An 18,856-nucleotide genomic window follows, 5' to 3' on the forward strand; every position below is an offset into this window, starting at 1 on the left:
AAAAAGATGAGATATAATATTTGTATATTGGTTTTGTTGTTGTTTGTCTTGTCCGGTTGCGAGAAAGAGATAAATTTGGAACATATGCGTCCTGAACCCAAACTGGTGTTGAATTGTCTGGCCGTACAAGGTGATACACTATCGGTAGAACTTTCCCGTACCTGGTTTTATGCGGATAATAAGGTCAAAGATATTTTTGTGTCTGGTGCGGATGTGAGACTTTATGTGAACGATGTGTTCCGGGAATCATTGTCCGAAGTGACCGTAAAGTATGAAGAGCTTGATATCGATGCTGTTCGTTACAAATCTTCATCTTATATACCTGTGGCAGGCGATCGGATACGCCTTGTGGCTTCTCGGGATGATTTTAAGGAGGTGGAGGCCGTGACGGAAGTCCCGCGCCCCTGTTCTGTCTCGGGTTTCGAACTTCAACAGGAGAGTGTAAGAGATACTACTGAATGGTTTGATGATGCATATATACATTTGGCTCAAAATAATACCGTGTGCTTCACTCTTCACGACGAACCGGGCGAAGATAATTATTATCTGATTTATTTCCGTCAGGGAAATATTTGGGGAGGAGAAAACGATACCGTTTATTCCTGGTATTCTTTTAGACCTGATTATGGTAGTGAACCGGTATTTGCTGTTCAAAATTCGGCTTTAGATCAGATTTTCGGATATGATGGTGTGGGTGGTTATAACGGACTCGCTTTTTCGGACGAGTTGTTCGACGGGAAAAGCTATCAGTTTAAGATCCCTTGGAAAATAAGTCTTAGCTATACTCAGAGTGTCGATTATACTCCCTACAAATACCGTTGTTATCTGTATTCCGTTTCTCGCTCCTATTATAACTATATGAAAACCATGAATGATTTGTATGAGAGTGGCTTTGTTGGCAATCTGGCGGAAATAGGCTTTGCCGAACCGGTCCGCATCTACTCGAATGTGGAAGGTGGAACCGGTATCTTAGGAGGTGGTTGTTTGGAGTTCAGAGAGTTTACAAGTGACTGACCTGGTCTATGCTGATCGGATAATGGTCTGAAATCCCTTGTGTTTCCTGTTCGGTATCTGTGCTTCTTTCAGCCGAAGTTCAGTTGCCGATCCGGAACGTCCCGATCTTGCCAGCCGGGTAGAACATGAACTGGCGTTCCATCTTCCCGCGGATCGGATTGTATTCGTAGTTGATCCCCACGCCGACCTTGAAGCCGCTGTCATTCACCTTGAATTCGAATGCTCCGCCTACGTTTGTATGGTTGTAGAACGGGTTCATCAGCATATGCGGGTTGTTTCTCTCGTTGTGGTCGTAAAACGTATATTGTCCCCATCCTCTCACTGTCATCCAATCGGTCACGTCATAGCCGGCCATTGCATTGAACCCGCCCATAAATTGGGGGGAAGGATTGAATGGCGTGAAATAGCGTCCGCCGAAAGCGCCTCCCGACAGTGAGAACCGGTCGTGTGTCCACAGCAGTTCCGTATTGATCCGGGTAAGGCCGCCGACACCGGGCCATGTGTATTGTTGCCCGCTTGTGATAAAGGAGACTTGTTCGCTGACGGGGACGATTGACACTTCGTGGAAATCCAATGCCATCGGCGAGACACGTCTTATCATCGGCGTGTACGGGTTGAAGAAAGGCTGATAGGCGGCCGATGAAATGATCATGTCCATCGGGCGTTCCTGTTCGTATGCGGATTGAGCCGGGAAGTTGGGGGTGAACTCGCGCAATTTGGCTTCGATCAGTTGCCTGTCCGATGGTGTGAAGCTTTTATAGGCGAACTTGGGCAGGTTCAAGTCGAAAACCGCCCGTTTGGGCACTGCCACCATTCTTCCTTCTCCGGTTCTGACCCAGGTCAGGTCGGATTGCGCTTGCAGGCATAATGCGCACAATAACAATGTGATTAAACTAATTCCCCGCTTCATACAACAACTCTTTAATTTCTGCGAAGGTAAAAATAAATTTAGATATTTGTGTATAAATAATGGAGATAGGTGCAACTATTCGGAAACCTGTTTCATCATATAATCAGAGAGTAGCAAGTATTTATGGACGAACAACTGTTAATCGACGGATGTAAGCGTGGCGAAGCATCGGCTCGTAAGGAATTATACGAGCTGTACGCACCTGCCATGATGAGCGTATGCGCCCGTTACGTCCGTGACAGGGAGACGGCCCGCGACTTGCTTCAGGATGGATTTATCAAAGTATTCACCAAAATACAGACCTATTCGGCGACAGGTCCGTTTGGCGCCTGGATACGAAGGGTTTTTGTGACGACGGCACTCGAATATCTCCGTAAATACGATGCTCTCCGGTCGAGTGCTTCGATTGATGAATATGGAGAACAGGTTGAAGATGCGGATGCTTCCGTACTGGATCGTCTGTCGGCCGACGATTTACTGGAATGCATCTCCCGGTTGCCCGATGGTTACCGGACCGTCTTCAACCTGTATGCTATCGAAGGATATACGCATAAGGAAATAGCGGCTATGCTTCATATCCAAGAGATCACTTCCCGCTCCCAGTTCGCACGGGCAAGGAAGGCATTACAGGAAATGGTTCAATCTTTAATAGCGCAGGACAATGTCAACAGAAACAGAACATAATGAGCATTTAGACCTGTTCAGCTTGAAGGTAAAGCAGAAACTGGAAGATCACCGGCTGCCCGTCGATGTGGAATGCTGGGAACAGATCGAGGCGAAAGTGGGCGGACGCCCGCGTCTTTCCGTCTGGCGGATCGGTGGCTGGGCAACTCTTGCCGCTGCTGTTCTTGCCTTGTTGTTTCTGATCCGCCTGAACCCGACCGTCCCCGTTCCCACGCTTGACGCGGGATCGCAGAAGGAGGAACCGATTGCCGGAAAGACGAATCCAGAGAAAACGGATACGCAGGAACGGGTGGTTGCCTATGCCGTACAAAAGAGGGCGGTCGTTCCCATTCCTGCCGATACGGTCGCCTGGGAAGAAATGATTGGAGAAGAAGAAATCGAGCTTCCTCCAAAAGCGGAGGTTACACATCCGGCAACCCCGGTTTCTGCCGTACGGCATCTGGGACCGGAACCGGAAAGACACCGGACTCAAAAATTATTGGCAAGTGCGGATAAGCCGGAGACGAAGGGCGGCAAATGGCAGATCGGAGCCAATATGGGAACAAGTGGACATTTCTCGTTGGATATGATGCGGGTGGATGACACTTCCCAGGATGGCGTGTACGATAACCCGACAGGTCCTGACGGGCCTCTTCCTCCGGTTGAAAGGCCGGACTTGAATCCGAGTGGAGGCCCGGAGACATTCTCGCATGTGGACTGTGCGCCGCCTTTGTCGTTCGGGTTAACCGTCAGAAAGAACCTGAACGACCGTATCGGCTTGGAAAGCGGACTTGTTTATACCTATTTGTATTCGAAGATGAACGAAAGCCGGAAGGTCAGTCGCCGGGCGACATTGGGGCTTCACTATTTAGGCATTCCGGTCAATCTGGTGGTGAAACTGTGGAACAGCTCGAATTGGAATGTGTATGTCTCCGGTGGGTTCATGCTGGAGAAGGGATTGCGGTCCATCTATCAGGTGGAGGCATATAACTTCGATGAGCATAAATCTGCCACATACCGCTCCGGTATAGACGGGCTGCAATGGTCGTTGAACCTGTCTGTCGGTGTCTCTTACCGTTTCTACAAGGATTGGAGCCTGTATCTGGAACCGCGCTATTCTTACTACTTCGATAACAACCAGCCGGTGAGTTATCGCACCGAGAACATGACACTGATAGGCGTCGGGGCCGGTGTGTGCTTTGAATTTTGAGGGAATACGCCTCTGTAGCCGGAAGTTTGCTTATCGTACGACAATCATCACATAATCCCGTTCATGCACCTTCGGGTTGTCCAGCAGTTCGATCAGCTTCTTTTGCTTGGGCGAGCCGGTGCGTTTCACCAGTTCGCGCATTTCGGTGACGGTGCGGAGCATATAGAGGCAATCGTCCGTTTGTCCGTCCGGCCAGAAAGGCATCCCGTCGTCCAGGTCGTTGATAAAGCCCCGGTTATTGTCAGCCGGCAACATGACCGTTCGTCCTTCTTCTTTCAGGTAGACCGCCTGATGGGTCAAGTTCGGTTTATAGTCGTATTCCCAACCAATCCAGTTTGCGATTATCCGTCCTCCTTTCTGGTAAAGGCCCATGAACAACCCTTTGGGATTCTCGTAGAAGGTTTTCAGCCACATTTTGCCATTCGGGATTTCAGCGTCCTTCATCTCTTTCAGGTTAAGCCCTTGTTTCCCGTAACGGATAGCGTAGAGCGGGGCGACTGTTTGCGGATCACGCAGTTGGTAGACGGTGTCGCAATAGGGCATCATAAAGGTCATCCGGTCCTGTCCGGTGTTCCAATAAAATGTCTGGAAAAACGGAATGTTGTCGGTCATCGTGCGCGGAGCCGACTTTCCCTCTTTCAAGCGGAACTGGCAGAGCGTATCGCCCTGAAGGTTGAATGTCGTGATCCCGTCCGGCTCTCCTGCCGCCTCGCTTTGGTTGCATAAGGTGTAGCCGGTGGAAGAGAAACCGAGTAGCTTGTCGTCGCGCCGGCCGAGCGGATATTTCTCGATGGGGCTTTCAGGGAAGAGGTAGCTTTGGATCGTCAGCATCGTGTCCAATGGTGGCAAGACGCCGATGAAGGGGATGCTGTCTGTCCCGGTCCTCCGCGTTTCCTGCGTCTTCCCGCTGAGGGCGACATACATACGGGTGGTTTTCTTATCGTAAAACAGGTTCTGCCCGTTCATCTCGTTGTTCCATTTATAGGCCAATGCTTTGAAGCCATACCGTTTACTCGGAACGCCTTGCTTGCGGTAATAGATGCGTGGGTTGTTGAATGTGATAAAGGCATTGCTATCCGGCAACTCGATTGCCTGGGTGACGGTGAACCGTCCATCCCCGACGGTATAGTATTCGATCTCGGTAGCGATCTGGCTCAATTTCAGCGGAGCGGGATTTTCAGAGGCTTGTTCCACATCCACGATCCTAACAGGCTTGGAGCGGTCTATCCGAGCTTCCATCTGTGGGGCGGCCGGGATGTGTCGTGTCTTTTCTTCTGCCTGCTTGCATCCTGTTGCTAACAGTAAAACGGACAGGAAACTTACGGTAAAAAGGTGCTTTTCCATCTTGAATTTGTATTTGTAGCGAATGTAATGATTTATTTTTTTATTTGACAACGATCATCACATTCTGCTTCTCATCCATGCTATCTAAAAATGCTTTCAGTTCTTTTTGTTTGGGTGATCCCGTCAGCTTGATCTTTGCTTTCAATTCTTTGGCGGGGCGGATCATGTAAAGATAACCGTCCGTTTGTCCGTCCGGCCAGAAGGGAAGTCCGCCGTCCAGGTCATTTGTCAGCCCTTGGGCTTTAACGGGTAAGGCGAAAGTTTGTTTGTCGGATTTCAGATAGACGATTTGACGTTCTTCCGATGGCATATCAGGTTCACGATTGCCATCCAGCCAACCGCTCTGTGTGCTTTTACCTTCTTTGTATGTCTGGATAAAGAGAGCTTTTGCGTTTTCTTCGAGTGCGGTCATCCAGGCTTTGTTTTTCCGCTCTTTCCCTTGAATGTTTTCGATTGCGGTCAGGCGCAGCTTTCCGAAATCGGTCACGTATGCCGGATAATAGGTCTGTTCGTCCCGGATCCGGTAGATGGTATCGCAGAAAGACAGGCGGAACGTTATTTGATCGCCATGCCTGTATATCTTGTCGAAGAAGGGAGGTTGGTATAAATACTGGCCTCTCTTGGTAGTGGGGTCTATACCGGCGATGAACGTACAAATCGTGTCTCCATTCAGGTGAAAGAGCGTGACGCCTTCATCCTGACCATCTTTATTTTCCTTTTGAGTCACATATTTACCAGGTGATAAATAACGGAGGAAAGATTTTTTTGAAGGGAGGAAGTAGCGATCAGGCAGTGAATCGGGATACAGGTAGTAAACTCTAGCCAAAACGGAGTCTAATGGAGGAAGTTCCGCGATATACTCTTCTCCATAACCGGTTTCCTGGTTGATCCGTTTCAGATGAGCATACAGACGGGTCGTGACCGTATCAAAACTGATTTTAGTCCCTGGTACATTGATCCAGTTCCCGTATGTTGTTTTCAACCCTACCCGTTTCCGTTTCATCCCTTTGCGGTAGAGGTATAGCTTAGGCTGGTTCAGGGCGATGAATCCTTCGTTTGTCGCAACCACGTCCGTGATTGGGTATTTGTCGTCTCCGACCATGAAATATTCGATGGACGAAGCCACTTTGCTCAGGTTGACCGGGACGGAGTCGGCAGTCGCCCTTTCAATATCGATACGGACGGGCGTGACGGACTTGTCATAACGTGCCGTATATTTCGGCGGAAGCGGTTGGTGAGCCTCGATCTTACTGGTCGTTCCTTCCGTTTCAGACACCTTTTGTTGTTTACATCCTGTTGCCGACAGGAGTGCCGGTAACAGGATGAGAAGTAACAGTTTGTTCATGATGTCTATCGCTTTAATTGTGCGATCATGACGTAGTTGTTGTCGTTTTCGTCGATAGAGGCCTGCAGGTCGGTCAGCTTTTTACGCATTTCTGCGGTGATATCCTGGTTCTTCAATGCGTTCTCGATGTCGGTCATGAGGTTGCCCGGTTCAATGTTTCGGATGTAATAGCCATTGAAGAATGCAGAACTGGGATAGCCGATTTCCAGATTGCCGAAATAGTCGTTATAGAGTGTAAAGAATGAACCTTTCCCTGTCTCTTTGTCCACGATGTAATGGAAAGTTTGTCCGTTGGTCCATGATCCGGGAGAGACTTCAACCGGTGGTTCTGAAAAATTACCTACGAAATGGTGCGGGTATTCTCCGTATCCATGCCAGGGTATTTTGTCCGTATTGGCAAAATTGAGTGTAAATGTCGGGATCAAGCGGTTTTTGTCACTGGCGTATCGGTAGAGCGAATCGACACGGGTCGGCATTATGCATAAAATATTGACATCGAACACACCGGGAATATTGAACCCGGCTGTCACTTCATTGCTGAAGTCCTGGGGCGCTTCCAAATGTCCCGGTTCTATGAAATCGATTCTTTTCCCTTCCAAATCCTGTGTCCAGGCTACGGCCGGATAACCTTTGAAAGGCAGCAGGACTACCGAAACCTTGCCTCCGGAAAGATCGACATTGAATTTAGCTTTCGGACAACGCAAGCAAAGCGGGATCGGGTCCAAGACGTTTCCTTGCAAGTCGTACACCAATAGTTGCGATGCGTTCCAGGGTAGGATATAGATACGGTTGTTCGCTTCGTCCAGTTTGGCATCATACACCATTTGATATTCGCCGGGCCCTTGTCCGATCGCACCGATGTTGGTCAGGAATTTACCCTTGCGGTCGAATAGTTTGAATGGGTTTTGCCGGCTGCCATATACCAGAATGTAATTGTCTGAAACCGTCACTCCGGTTTGCCCGACCAAGGCCTCGTCCCGGTTGTCCAGTTTTACGAGTTCCATTTCTTCCGTAAAGAAGCTGAGCGGTATGCGTACGGTATCGGCCAGTAGTTTCTGGTCGCATGCCATTACTTTGTCAGTCCCTACCTGTACATATTGACCGACTATCGGGCTGTTGGCCAAAGGATCGTTTGTGTTTTCGGCCAGGTCTTTGCTCCCGGTTCCGCAGGATGTTGCTATCGTTGCAATAAGCAAACTTCCTAAAAAAGTCATTGTCTTGTTCATATACACCAGATTAATTGTTGTCTTTCAATTAAATTGTCTGATGCAAATAAAGCAATTTAGTTTATTAAAAGCAAGTTTATTACTATTTATTCGTAAATAAACGCCAGATTCGTATTTTTTCTATGTCTTTTTGCTGTTTTGTCATAATTAATGTCTCTAATATCCCAACTCGAAATCCCGGTCTACCGCCGGAACCCCTTCGCTCATCCATTGGGGCATGGGGGCGCCTTGCAGGTAGTGGCAGAAGAACTGGAACATTCGTTTCTGGAAATCGATGCGGTTTGCCAAACGCGTCGGCCAATGCGGCTCACCGGTGTAATTGAGCAACCAGGCCGGCTTCTGCAAACGTTTGAGGGCGATAAAGTATTCGATTCCTTGGTACCAAGGCACATGTCCGTCTGCATCGTTGTGCATGATCAGAATCGGAGTAGTCACTTTGTCCATGTTGAACAGAGGAGAGTTTTCGATGTATTGCAGAGGCATTTCCCAAATATTTCCTCCGATACGGCTTTGTCCGTGTTCATATTGCATGGAACGGTTTAACCCCGATCCCCAACGGATTCCCCCGTAAGCGCTCAGCATATTGACAACCGGAGCACCCGATTCGATTGCTGCAAAGAGACGGGTACGGGTCGCTAAGTAAGCAACCTGATAACCTCCCCAGCTATGGCCTTGTGCGCCGATCGCTTTTTCGTCGACATACCCTTTCGCTATCAGGGAAGTGATTCCCGGCATTACGCAATTGTAGCAACTTTCGCCCGGATAGCCGTCTATAAAACGAACATCGGGGTTGAAGATGACAAAGCCGTGGCTCAGGTAGAACGGGTAGTCGATCGTGGAACGATGTGGACTGGGCATATGGTAGCTGTAGAGCGTATTGGCATTACGCTCGTAGAAATTGATGATTACCGGATATTTTTTGTTCGGATCGAAATCGGCCGGTTTGTAGATGACGCCCTCCAATGGCCGGCCGTCCAGAGAGAGCCAGGTGGTGAGCTCGGCTGTTCCCCAGATGATCGAATCTTGCTGGCGGATACCGTCCGTCAGCCGGATGGATTTCTTGAAGCCGAGGTCGGACAACAGGATGTCCGGATATTGTTCATACGTCTCCTGCGTATAGATTACGGCATCCGCGTTTTTAGCTTTCGACAGAGCTGCCAGTTTGAAGTCGCCGGCCAGCAACGCTTTGGGGGCAGCCGGTTTGTTCAGGCGGGCGGCATAATACCCGAAACCTTTGGTGGCTTCGTTGAAGCCGTTGAGATACTGGTTTTCGCTCAGGTTATACGATCTTTTTTCCCGATCCAGTTGAATCAACGAATAGGATATCTTCTCTTTCCGGCCGTTTACGGTCAGGTTGACAGGAGAAGAGGAAGCGGTCGGGCTGAATTCCCAGATATCGTAGCGGTCCCGGATCAGGATTGTCCGGTCGTCGTCCGTCCAACCTGCGATTCCGTATGGGGAAGGGTAGTCCGGGACATCGTTATCCTCGTTCCAGCCGGTGAATGTTTCCGGTGTAGTCAGGCGGAATTCTTTCCCGTCGGCCATGGAACGGGTGTACCAGGAGCTGTCTTGTTCCTGATACCAGTATGTGTATTTCCCTTTCGGGGAGAAACGCATGTAAGAAGGGCTTTTTCCCTTGATCTGCCGCCGTTCTCCGGTTTCCAGGTCAACCGTGTATATGTCATAAAAGTTTTTGGCCGTCCACATGCTTTGTGTCCCATATGGTTTGAAAGTCGAAAGAAGAGCCAGTGAAGCATTTCCTTCATCGGCGGTTTGCAGAGAGGGGAGTTCTTCGGTCGCCAGTTGGAAAAGGCGTCCGGAACCGATGTTGTAAACCGCCGTGTAAGACCGTTTCAGGTCGGCAGCCTTGTTGAAAGACTGTTGTGTGTATTGTATCTTTTCGTCCCAACTCCACACTTGTATGTCGGGCCGGTTTTCGGCCAGTATGGTCGTGTCTTTTTGACGGGGCTCCGGAGCAGTACCGAAGAACAGGCGGTTGGCATTTTCGGAAAAAAGGAGAGTGCCGTTTTCACTGATTATCCACGAAGTGGGGAAGGCTTTGTCTCCCCGTTCCGCGATCCGTTTGCCGGGAGCATTGTTCTCTGCCAGATACAGGCTGCTCTGGGTCGAGGCGGAATCTTTGTCTGTACAAAAAAGATAAGCGAGCTTGCTGCCCGTTTCATCGAATGCGATCTTTTTGAATACTCCTTTTCCCGCGGATATCCGGCTGTTTCCTTTCTTCGGCATATAGGTGTATAAGACCGAATCGGATACGAAATACAATACATTCCCTTTTGGGGCAAATCCGAAATCGCTTACTGCCGGAAACGAATCTTTTTGCATCCCGTCGAGCGAACGGATGTAGAGGATGGAGTCTTTTTTGCTTCCGCGCTGATAAGCCAGCCAATCGGCCGTTTCCGAAAGTTTGTATGTCTTGAGCGAGTCTACCGTTTCTTCTCCGCCTGTCAGCCGGAAGATGACAAGGCTGTTCATCGGCATTTTATCCTTGCCGGTTTTCTTTAGTTTCTCGGCTTCTACCATTTCCAAGGGAGGAACTTTTGTTACCAGCAGATATTCGGATGAAGCGCTGAACTGAGCTGTCGAAGCAGGTTTGAAAGTTGCTTTCTCTTCTCCTTTGCCGTTGTATAACCGAATGGCGGCATCTCCCCGCCAGGGTTCCATTTTGCAGAAGACCCATTTGCCGTTATCGGAAATACGCTGTTCGGATATGCGTTCCCATCCAACCATTTCGTCGAATGTCATCGCTCTCTTTTCCTGGGCTTGCACACTCAAACCGGAAGCCAATAATAAAAGGCTTATGAAGTATCTGGTGTAATTCATCTGTTTGTAAGAATTGTTTTTAGTATGCAATATTACTCTTTTTTTATGAAAAGTAAAAAAGTATCTTTGACGCCATTGAGGGGAATTGATAATAAAATTTGTAATGAGGGATCGGAATCTTGATATCTATAGAGGGGGAATAATGATTTATATCACTTGTGTCTGCCATTTGATGTGGTGGGAAGGTGTTAAAGTCGGCATTTTCGAAAGAGGCTGGGTTTCCGGCATCTTTTTTGCGATGGTGACAGTGTTTTATCTTGTCGGTGCATCTTATTCATTGTCGTCGAAAAAAACGTATTGGGAATATGTGAAAGGTAAGGTCAAGAGAATAGCAATTCCATACTGGAAATATACATTATGTTGTTTGCCGGTTGTTTTGTATATTTATTGGAAGCATGGATATAGGATATCTTTGGAAGATGTGGTGTCTTATGTGCTTTTCAATCCTCCTTTGGAAAATCGGATATTCGACCATATATGGTTCATATCTCCTTATATACTGATTAGCCTTTGTCTTCCTTTTTGTGTCTGGTTTATTCACCGATATAAGCCGCCTTTTATTCTTTGGGGTGTTGCCCTGGTTTTATCGCAGTTGTTTAAGTCTCATTATCCGGATCTGCTTCAAACAGTGATTATTTATTGTTTTTTTACGATATGGGGGCTGTATTATACAAAGAAATTAGGATGGCAAAATGTGGTTTGTGTGGCAGTCGCTATAAGCTATGTCATTTATGCTTTTGGAATTGAGAAGAGACCTTTTGATTTGCAAGCGAATAAGTTTTCGCCCAATTTGTTGTTTCTCGCTTATGGTTTGACAATCCTGGGAATAGGGGGAACTTATATGAAAAAAGGTCTTGTTTTCTTATATGATAAATTTAGGATAGTACGTTATTATATAGATATATATTCGAAAGACGGATATGAGATATATCTGGTTCATGCATATTCAACGCTGTTGTTAGGAGGATTGAAGCGAACCTTGGGGTTGGATCAAATTATAGCAGAACATCTTTTCCTGCAATTGATTTATGTTGTAGTCGGTTTCTTGTTCTTGTTGAATGTCAATATATATGTTCTGAGGTTATATAACTATGTATGGTCGTTTATTGATAGGATATTATCTCGTCTTTAAGGTCTGTCTTGTGATTCAGGCATAATTCAGGCACGGATTTCGCAGTGTAAATCCGTGCCTGAAAGATCGTAATAAAAGTCGGTTTTTATTTATCTAATTCCGTCATGAGCATTTCCTTCATCTTATCCGCTCCCATGAATCCGACTTGGAAATGGGTTGGTGTGCCGTCTTTGGCGATGATCATATAAGAAGGGACACCCTGCACGCCGAATTTGTTGCAGATATATGTCCATTGTGCATCCGTCATCCGGTAGTGTTCGCCTTTGATGTCCGGTATCATCTGTTCCCAAGTCCCTTTCGGTGAGTTTTCGCCGGCCAGGTAGAGGAAAACGATATCCTTGCCGACGAAATCGTCCTTCACCGGTTCGGACTTTTTCATGGCTGCTATGCACGGACCGCACCAAGTCGCCCAGAAGTCGACAAACACGACTTTGCCGCGGTAAGGTGTGGTGATGGCGTTGAACAGTTCCTCGGCCGGGATGTCGGCAATGTTCACGCGGTTGACGGTGTAGCCGGATTTCTTTTTGTTCTCTTCGATAAGCTGCTTGAGTTTTTTGTTCATCTGGGTGAATGCTTCCTGGATGACCGGAGAGATTTTCCCCGCCAGCGCAATCTCTTCGTCGCTTAACGGACGGAATTCTTTTATCGGCATGGAGAGGCGTTGTGCGGCAAGGAGGTCGAAAAGAATCCCCTTGTCTGTTCCCATAATCTTAATGAGATCGGCTGTGTTGTCGTAGACTTGTTCTCCGGTAGCATCGTTCTCTCCGGTGAAGTTCGTATATTGCAGGTTGGAGATCAGGTAAGTGAAAGAACCGTCATACAGCAGGTACGGGTCGTTGCTGACCAGTTCCGGTATAAAATCATAATATTCTATTGTCGGCTTCACTTTCTTGTCTTCGGGTATTACCGAGTCGCGTGGAATCTGATTGACAGTGCGATAAGCATACTCTGTCATCCAGCTGACACTAAGCAGTTGTTCCGCCAGGTCTTTTTTCAGGCTGTTGTGCAGGAGCGTACGGTAAGCATCGCTTAATTCCGTATGGCTGTCCAATACGGCTTTTTCCTTCCGGTAGCGATCCATCCAGTAGGCCTTGAACTGATCTGCATTCATCGTGCTGATATCGGAAAACATCTGCATATAGTCTTCCTGGGTTTTGGGAGAGACGGATACATAACGAAGGGAAGAATTGCTGGATTCGTTGTTGAGAGCAGCCAAAGCCCCGGTGAAATAATATTTCTCTCCCAATGATGGTTTGTCTTTTTGCTTTCTGGACTGTGAACGGCAAATCTCCGGCATATTGATTTCTACGAAAGTCGTTTCTCCCGGCTTCAGATATATCTGACCGCTCATAAAGTTGCTGGAAACGTTCAGGCTGGTAGGATAATACAGAGGAACTTCCAACGTGAAGTTTCCATCCGGTTGTACTGCGATGCTATATTCTTCCGTGCTCCCGTTCAGCAGGTTGAAATTCCAGGCACGTCCTTGTAGCTTCATTTCCGGTTTATAGTCGGCGATATGTCCTTTCAGCAGAGCCGTACCGTTTTTAAATTCCGGTTTTTCCAATACAGATGTTTCCGCCGGGTTCTTTTTCCCTGCCAGGGAAGAGTAGGCAGGCGAACCGTCCAGGTGGATGTTCCATATCTTGAAAGCTCCTTCTTCGTCCCCTTCGATAAAGTCAACGTTTTTCGTCTCTTTCGGCAATGGCGGGAATATCAGGCGGAAAGAGGTCTCTCCCGATTCGGGCATCCAGAACTTCTCGCTCAGTGTGATGCCGTCTCCAGCCTTGATCGGATAGGTTTTGCCATCGGCCTGTAAGGTCGTTTCCTTTACGATCTGAATCCAGTTTTTCGGGAGGAAGTAAGCATCGATATAAAAGACTGTGGCAGTGTCGCTCAGTACGATTTTATCTATTTCCAGAGTTGTCGAGCTCCAAGCATCGAAAGCCGGTTGTTCGATCACGCGTTCCTGTGCCTGCAATCCTATGCAGCAGAAGAAAAGAAGGAATAAGTAAAGTCCATGATGTTTCATATTCATTTTGAATTAGGTGATTAGAATTGGAAATATACAAGTTTATTTGATTTGGAATCAATATATATATATATACGATTGTCTCGTAATTTGTAACATATCTTAATATGCAATGGCTTCTTCTTCCTTTTTTATAACATTTGAAAGGTCTGTTTTCAGGATCAACCTTGGAGATGTTTGGTATAACGTCTTTTTAAAATTCTACTACAAATTCCGCATCCTATCGCCAGAAGCAAAAAAGTAATAATTTTGACAGGGCTGGAATGTATTTCTTTTGAGTGATCCAAATAGGCTAATAAGTAGACCGGGAAAGCCATACTGAACATGAGTGCCAATATTCGCATAAACCGTGATAACAGATATAGCCGATATTCCGACCATTCTTTCATGTTTTTGCTGTCGATTTTGTGGTTGTCCGGTATAAACAATTGTTTTTGCTTATAATAATAGTTGGCTCCACCATAAACAGCGTAAGTAGATAATAGGGTCCATAGCGGAATCCCGACCATCAAATCTTCCGTATGCAAATAATCGGCTCCATACTTTAGATAAAAATAGAGGTTTAGTAAAATCCTGCTTATCAAAAACGTCGAGAATGATATTTTTATAATGACTTTATTTACCATATATTCCTCCTTTCCTTTTATAGTGCAGAGCAGACAGATGCTACGTCTGCTGTTATGGATTGAAAAAAGTGTTGTAATATACGATTTTATTTTTAAATATGCGTACGGTCGAACCCTATTATTGTTGATGTGGTCTGTTTTCTTATGCGAAGGGAAACGATCGTGATAGCGATGTGTTTTTTTTCGTATGTTTGCGGTGTTTTTTAAAATCAGATATATATGGAAACAATAAACAGTGTACCTTTATATTGGTACGTTTTCTATAAAGACCAACTTCTGTTGCAAAAGAAAACTGACGGTTATGCGATTCCTTGTACGATCGAAGCGCCTGTGACAGTCGCCCGTTCGCTTCCGGTCGAAATGCAAGACGGGACAATGGCGATGGCCGCCTTTACCGATGCGCCTTTGGTGGAGACAGACGTTTACCTGCCGATGGGACTCCGGGCCTCTTACGATCATATCGATCGCTACTTTTACGACCAGGCGGGAAAGGCATACGAGATTGTTTATTGGGATCAGCACAGCCGGTTTTGTCCTGTCTGCGGAACGCCGACGGTGTTGAAAGGGCCGATCGTGAAGAAATGTCCGGATTGCGGAAACGAGATATATCCGGCAGTATCGCCCGCCATTCTTGTCTTGATCCGGAAAGGCGAAGAAATCCTCTTGGTGCATGCACGTAACTTCCGGGGTACGTTTCATGGTCTCGTGGCCGGTTTTCTGGAAACGGGCGAGACGTTGGAGCAGTGCGTAGAGCGTGAAGTGAGGGAGGAAACCGGATTGACGATCCGTAACATCACCTACTTCGGCAATCAGCCCTGGCCTTATCCGAGCAACCTGATGATCGGTTTTATTGCCGATTATGTCAGCGGTGAAATCAAGTTGCAGGATGAGGAGTTGAGCACCGGTTCGTTCTTTTCGAAAGACAACCTGCCGGAGATACCGCACAAACTGAGCTTGGCACGAAGGATGATCGACTGGTGGTTGCAAAATTGAGAGTTAAAGAATTGGAATTAAATCATAAATCTTTATCATGAAACAAACGACTTTGTTTATCTTTTGCTTGTTGGTGATGGCGTTCGGTGCGGGAAACGCTGCTTCGCAGGTGACACGTGCCGATTACGAGCGTGCCGACACGATCCTGAAATGTTCCGACCGGGTCTATTCTCCCGCTATCCGTCCCGAATGGATAGACAGTTCCCATTATTTCTGGTATAAGAACCATGAGAAGGAAGGAGATTTCTTCTATCTTGTCAATGCGGAGAGCGGAAAGAAACAGCGTGCCGCAGATAAGAAAGGGTTGGCGGCATTCTTTTCCAAAAAGCAAAAGAAACTGGCCGAGTCTTTGTTGAAGGAAGAAGAAAAGAGGCCGGATCGCTGGCGCCGACGTGGAGAAGCTCCGGCTCCTGTCGTCTCGCCCGATAAGAAATGGGAAGCGTATGTGAAAGATAACAACCTCTATATCTCTCCTGTACGGGATGAGAAAGAGAAGGATAAGCCGAAAGAAGAGATTGCCCTGACGATGGACGGCACGGCCCATCTGCGCTATGACGCTTGGTCGATCATCTGGTCGCCCGACTCCCGGAAGCTGGCAACGGTGAAGGTGCGCGACGTGCAGGAACGCCGTATTCCGCTGATCGAGTCCAGCCCGTCCGGTCAGAAGCAGCCGATCCTGCAATGGCGCGATTACGCGAAGCCGGGCGATGTGTTGCCGGTTTACCTGCCGGCGCTCTTCGACGTGGAGGCACGGAGGCAGGTGGCATTGGATGTCGCTCCTTACGAAAACCAGTTCTTTTTGAACCTGACGGGCTGGCGGGAAGACAGCCGTGCCTTTACGTTCGAGTTCAACCAGCGCGGCCATCAGCGTTATGTCATTGGCGAAGTGAGCGCGGCGGACGGTTCCATCCGTCATCTGGTGGACGAGCAGGCAAAGACTTTTATCTACTATTACAACAACTACCGGTACGACCTCGACGACGGCAAAGAACTGCTCTGGATCTCCGAGCGCGACGGATGGCGCCATCTTTATCTCATAAACGGGACAGACGGGCAGGTGGAACGGCAGGTGACAAAAGGCGAATGGGTGGTTCGCCAGGTCGATCACGTGGATGAGGCGAACCGGGTTGTCTACTTCACCGCGTCGGGTTTCAACAAGGGCGAAGATCCTTATAACCTGCATTACTGCCGGATTAACCTGGACGGGACGGGCTTTACCGACATGACGCCTGAGAACGGGAACCACCGTGTGTCCTTCTCTGCCGACCGTGCTTATTTTACCGATGTCTATTCCCGTCCCGACCTGCCGTCTGTCAGTCAGTTGAAGCGGACTTCGGATGCTTCTGTGGTTGCCGGATTGGAGAAGTGCGATGTGAGTGCGTTGCTGGCAGAAGGCTGGCTGATGCCGGAAGTGTTCTGTGCGAAAGGACGGGACGGACAGACGGATATCTGGGGGAATATCTATCGGCCGATGCATTTCGATGCTTCCAAATCCTATCCGGTCGTGGAGTTTATCTATGCCGGCCCGCATGATTCGCATGTGGATAAGGATTTCAAGCCGGCCCATCATCTGGTATCCAAACTGGTGGAACTCGGCTTCATTGTCGTTTCGATCGACGGGATGGGGACATCCAACCGTTCGAAGGCTTTCCATGATGTATGCTGGAAGAACCTGAAAGATGCCGGTTTCCCGGATCGTATCGCCTGGATGAAAGCGGCAGGCGCGAAGTACAAGTATATGGATCTGGATCGTGTCGGCATCTATGGTTGGTCGGCCGGAGGTCAGAATGCGATGGCGGCCCTGCTGTTCCATAACGATTTCTACAAGGTTGCGGTCGCCCTTTGCGGTTGTCATGACAACCGGATGGATAAAATCTGGTGGAACGAACAGTGGATGGGCTATCCGGTCGACGCCTCTTACAGTGCCTCCTCCAATGTGGATAATGCCTATCGCCTGAAAGGCAAGTTGCTGCTGATCAACGGCGAATTGGACGACAATGTCGATCCGGCTTCCACCTTGCAGGTCGTCAGCGCCTTGATGAAAGCCAACAAAAACTTCGAACAGCTTTATCTGCCGGGCAAGACCCACAGCCTCGGCGGTCCGTTCGAAATGCACAAAATGCACGATTTCTTCGTCAAAAACTTGCTGGGGCAGGAACCGCCGGAGTGGGAGTGAGGAGATGGCTGACTCCCATTCCGGCTGTCATAGCCTCATTCGCTTTGTCTTTTTAGTTGTTCGAAGGGGATTATCGTAAAGCCGATTTTTTCATACGGATTGTCTGTGCCATATTCATATAGCAGCCCGATATATCCGTTCCCTAAATTGGTCAGGTCCGAATAAGCGCTTGGCCCTGAATAGACTTGATAAGCATAGGGCCAGGTTTTGCCGTTGTTTTCACTCAGTTTGATTGTCATCTTTTCTCTTCTGTCCGTTGAGGCAGGATTGGAAAACAAGATGTTGTGGCTGATCTTTTCCTTTTTCATATAGTTAAGCGTGTTCCCTTGGCAGATAGGTTCGATCAGTTCGGGGAGGTATGACATGGCGGAGAGCGTTTCTCCACCATCTGTACTGATTGCAAAGGAACGGCTTTTGCTCTCTTTTCGGTTGTAGTTGCGCATGTTCAGCATCAGGTATCCGTTTTTCAGTTCGACGACGCTGCTTTCATTGCCTCCGTGTTCGTTGACGACACCTCCGAGTTTCCAAGTTTCGCCTTTATCGTCGGAATAAATCAGTTGGGAATGATAGGTCTTCGTCCCTGCCACCATATGGTTGGCGGCAACCACTAACCGTCCTTTGTTCTTTTTACCTTGCAACTGGATTCCATGGCAGGGGCCTGTCGCATACCAAGTCCAATCGGGACGTTTGACAGAGGATGTGATGTCTTTGGGGGCAGACCAGTTTTTGCCGTCGTCATCGGAATGAAGGACATATACTCTCCGGCCGTCTTTGCTTGTCCCGTCGATGATCTGCGGCTCGTGGTCCTCGCCTAAATTCCAACAGCAGACCAAGATGATACGACCTGTCTCCCGGTCTACGATAGGAGACGGGTTGCCGCAAACGTTGTCGCCGGCGTCCCATACCGTAATGGCGCGACTCCAGGTTTTACCTCCGTCTTCGGAACGTTTCACAACCAAATCAATATTACCTGTGTCCGAACAACTCTTTTTCCGTGCTTCGGCAAAGGCAAGCAAGGTTCCCGCTTTACTTTGGACGATAGCCGGAATACGGAAGCAGGCATATCCGTCCTGTCCTTGTTGGTAAACGTCTGTTGTCGTATTTGTTTGTGCTTGGGCAAAAATCCCCGATTGCATCAAAACGAGAAAGCATATTACGATTATATTCTTCATGATTTTTTATTTATTTGCCAAATAAATGTAAAAGAAATATGATATGCAATAATTGGATCTGTTTTTTGAGTAAATTAACGATCTATCTGTTTGTAATATAGCGGAATTACAGGTGTACGAGGTGAGTGTGTTTAGCCTGCCTGATTGCTTGACGCTACGAATATCAAGGCGTAGG

The 18,856-nt window shown here is 47.9% G+C and carries 13 protein-coding genes; 6 read left to right on the forward strand and 7 right to left on the reverse strand.

Features of this window, described 5'->3' with window-relative positions:
• Positions 1-6 precede the first annotated feature (6 nt).
• Positions 7-1,014, forward strand: a complete 1,008-nt coding sequence (locus tag BQ9893_RS10070; protein WP_075965907.1) for a DUF4249 domain-containing protein — start codon at positions 7-9, stop codon at positions 1,012-1,014.
• A gap of 79 nt (positions 1,015-1,093) precedes the next feature.
• Here the strand turns inward: BQ9893_RS10070 and BQ9893_RS10075 are convergent, their stop codons facing one another.
• Positions 1,094-1,924, reverse strand: a complete 831-nt coding sequence (locus BQ9893_RS10075; RefSeq protein WP_075965908.1) for a hypothetical protein — start codon at positions 1,922-1,924, stop codon at positions 1,094-1,096.
• Between the two features lie 123 nt (positions 1,925-2,047).
• Here BQ9893_RS10075 and BQ9893_RS10080 point away from each other — a divergent pair, with 123 nt between their 5' ends.
• Together BQ9893_RS10080 and BQ9893_RS10085 are read left to right on the forward strand one after the other, a co-directional pair.
• The gene (locus BQ9893_RS10080; protein ID WP_075965909.1) at positions 2,048-2,608 is read left to right on the forward strand and encodes an RNA polymerase sigma factor; all 561 of its coding nucleotides are present in this window, start codon (positions 2,048-2,050) and stop codon (positions 2,606-2,608) included.
• Positions 2,586-3,797, forward strand: coding sequence for a porin family protein (locus BQ9893_RS10085; protein WP_075965910.1), 1,212 nt, complete (start codon positions 2,586-2,588; stop codon positions 3,795-3,797). Before BQ9893_RS10080 ends, BQ9893_RS10085 begins: the two co-directional genes overlap by 23 nt.
• Before the next feature lie 30 nt (positions 3,798-3,827).
• On the opposite strand, the gene BQ9893_RS10090 is transcribed toward BQ9893_RS10085, so the two are convergent.
• The 4 genes from BQ9893_RS10090 to BQ9893_RS10105 form a co-directional block, all read right to left on the reverse strand.
• Positions 3,828-5,141, reverse strand: coding sequence for a DUF4933 domain-containing protein (locus BQ9893_RS10090; RefSeq protein WP_075965911.1), 1,314 nt, complete (start codon positions 5,139-5,141; stop codon positions 3,828-3,830).
• Between the two features lie 40 nt (positions 5,142-5,181).
• Complete coding sequence (locus BQ9893_RS10095; protein ID WP_075965912.1) at positions 5,182-6,486, reverse strand: DUF4933 domain-containing protein; 1,305 nt, start codon at positions 6,484-6,486, stop codon at positions 5,182-5,184.
• Positions 6,487-6,491: 5 nt separating this feature from the next.
• The gene (locus BQ9893_RS10100; protein ID WP_075965913.1) at positions 6,492-7,712 is read right to left on the reverse strand and encodes a 6-bladed beta-propeller; all 1,221 of its coding nucleotides are present in this window, start codon (positions 7,710-7,712) and stop codon (positions 6,492-6,494) included.
• Between the two features lie 156 nt (positions 7,713-7,868).
• Positions 7,869-10,553, reverse strand: coding sequence for a S9 family peptidase (locus tag BQ9893_RS10105; protein WP_075966104.1), 2,685 nt, complete (start codon positions 10,551-10,553; stop codon positions 7,869-7,871).
• A gap of 103 nt (positions 10,554-10,656) precedes the next feature.
• Here BQ9893_RS10105 and BQ9893_RS10110 point away from each other — a divergent pair, with 103 nt between their 5' ends.
• A complete protein-coding gene (locus tag BQ9893_RS10110) occupies positions 10,657-11,685 on the forward strand; it encodes an acyltransferase family protein (RefSeq protein ID WP_075965914.1) in 1,029 nt (342 codons plus the stop codon).
• 85 nt (positions 11,686-11,770) lie between these two features.
• Here the strand turns inward: BQ9893_RS10110 and BQ9893_RS10115 are convergent, their stop codons facing one another.
• Positions 11,771-13,714, reverse strand: a complete 1,944-nt coding sequence (locus BQ9893_RS10115) for a TlpA family protein disulfide reductase (RefSeq protein ID WP_075966105.1) — start codon at positions 13,712-13,714, stop codon at positions 11,771-11,773.
• A gap of 845 nt (positions 13,715-14,559) precedes the next feature.
• Here BQ9893_RS10115 and nudC point away from each other — a divergent pair.
• The gene (nudC, locus tag BQ9893_RS10125; protein ID WP_075965916.1) at positions 14,560-15,333 is read left to right on the forward strand and encodes an NAD(+) diphosphatase; all 774 of its coding nucleotides are present in this window, start codon (positions 14,560-14,562) and stop codon (positions 15,331-15,333) included.
• A gap of 37 nt (positions 15,334-15,370) precedes the next feature.
• A complete protein-coding gene (locus tag BQ9893_RS10130) occupies positions 15,371-17,509 on the forward strand; it encodes a S9 family peptidase (protein ID WP_075965917.1) in 2,139 nt (712 codons plus the stop codon).
• A 35-nt stretch (positions 17,510-17,544) separates the two neighbouring features.
• On the opposite strand, the gene BQ9893_RS10135 is transcribed toward BQ9893_RS10130, so the two are convergent.
• Positions 17,545-18,681, reverse strand: a complete 1,137-nt coding sequence (locus tag BQ9893_RS10135) for a sialidase family protein (RefSeq protein ID WP_075965918.1) — start codon at positions 18,679-18,681, stop codon at positions 17,545-17,547.
• Between the last annotated feature and the right edge of the window lie 175 nt (positions 18,682-18,856).

Source organism: Parabacteroides massiliensis, assembly GCF_900155425.1.
GTDB lineage: Bacteria > Bacteroidota > Bacteroidia > Bacteroidales > Tannerellaceae > Parabacteroides > Parabacteroides massiliensis.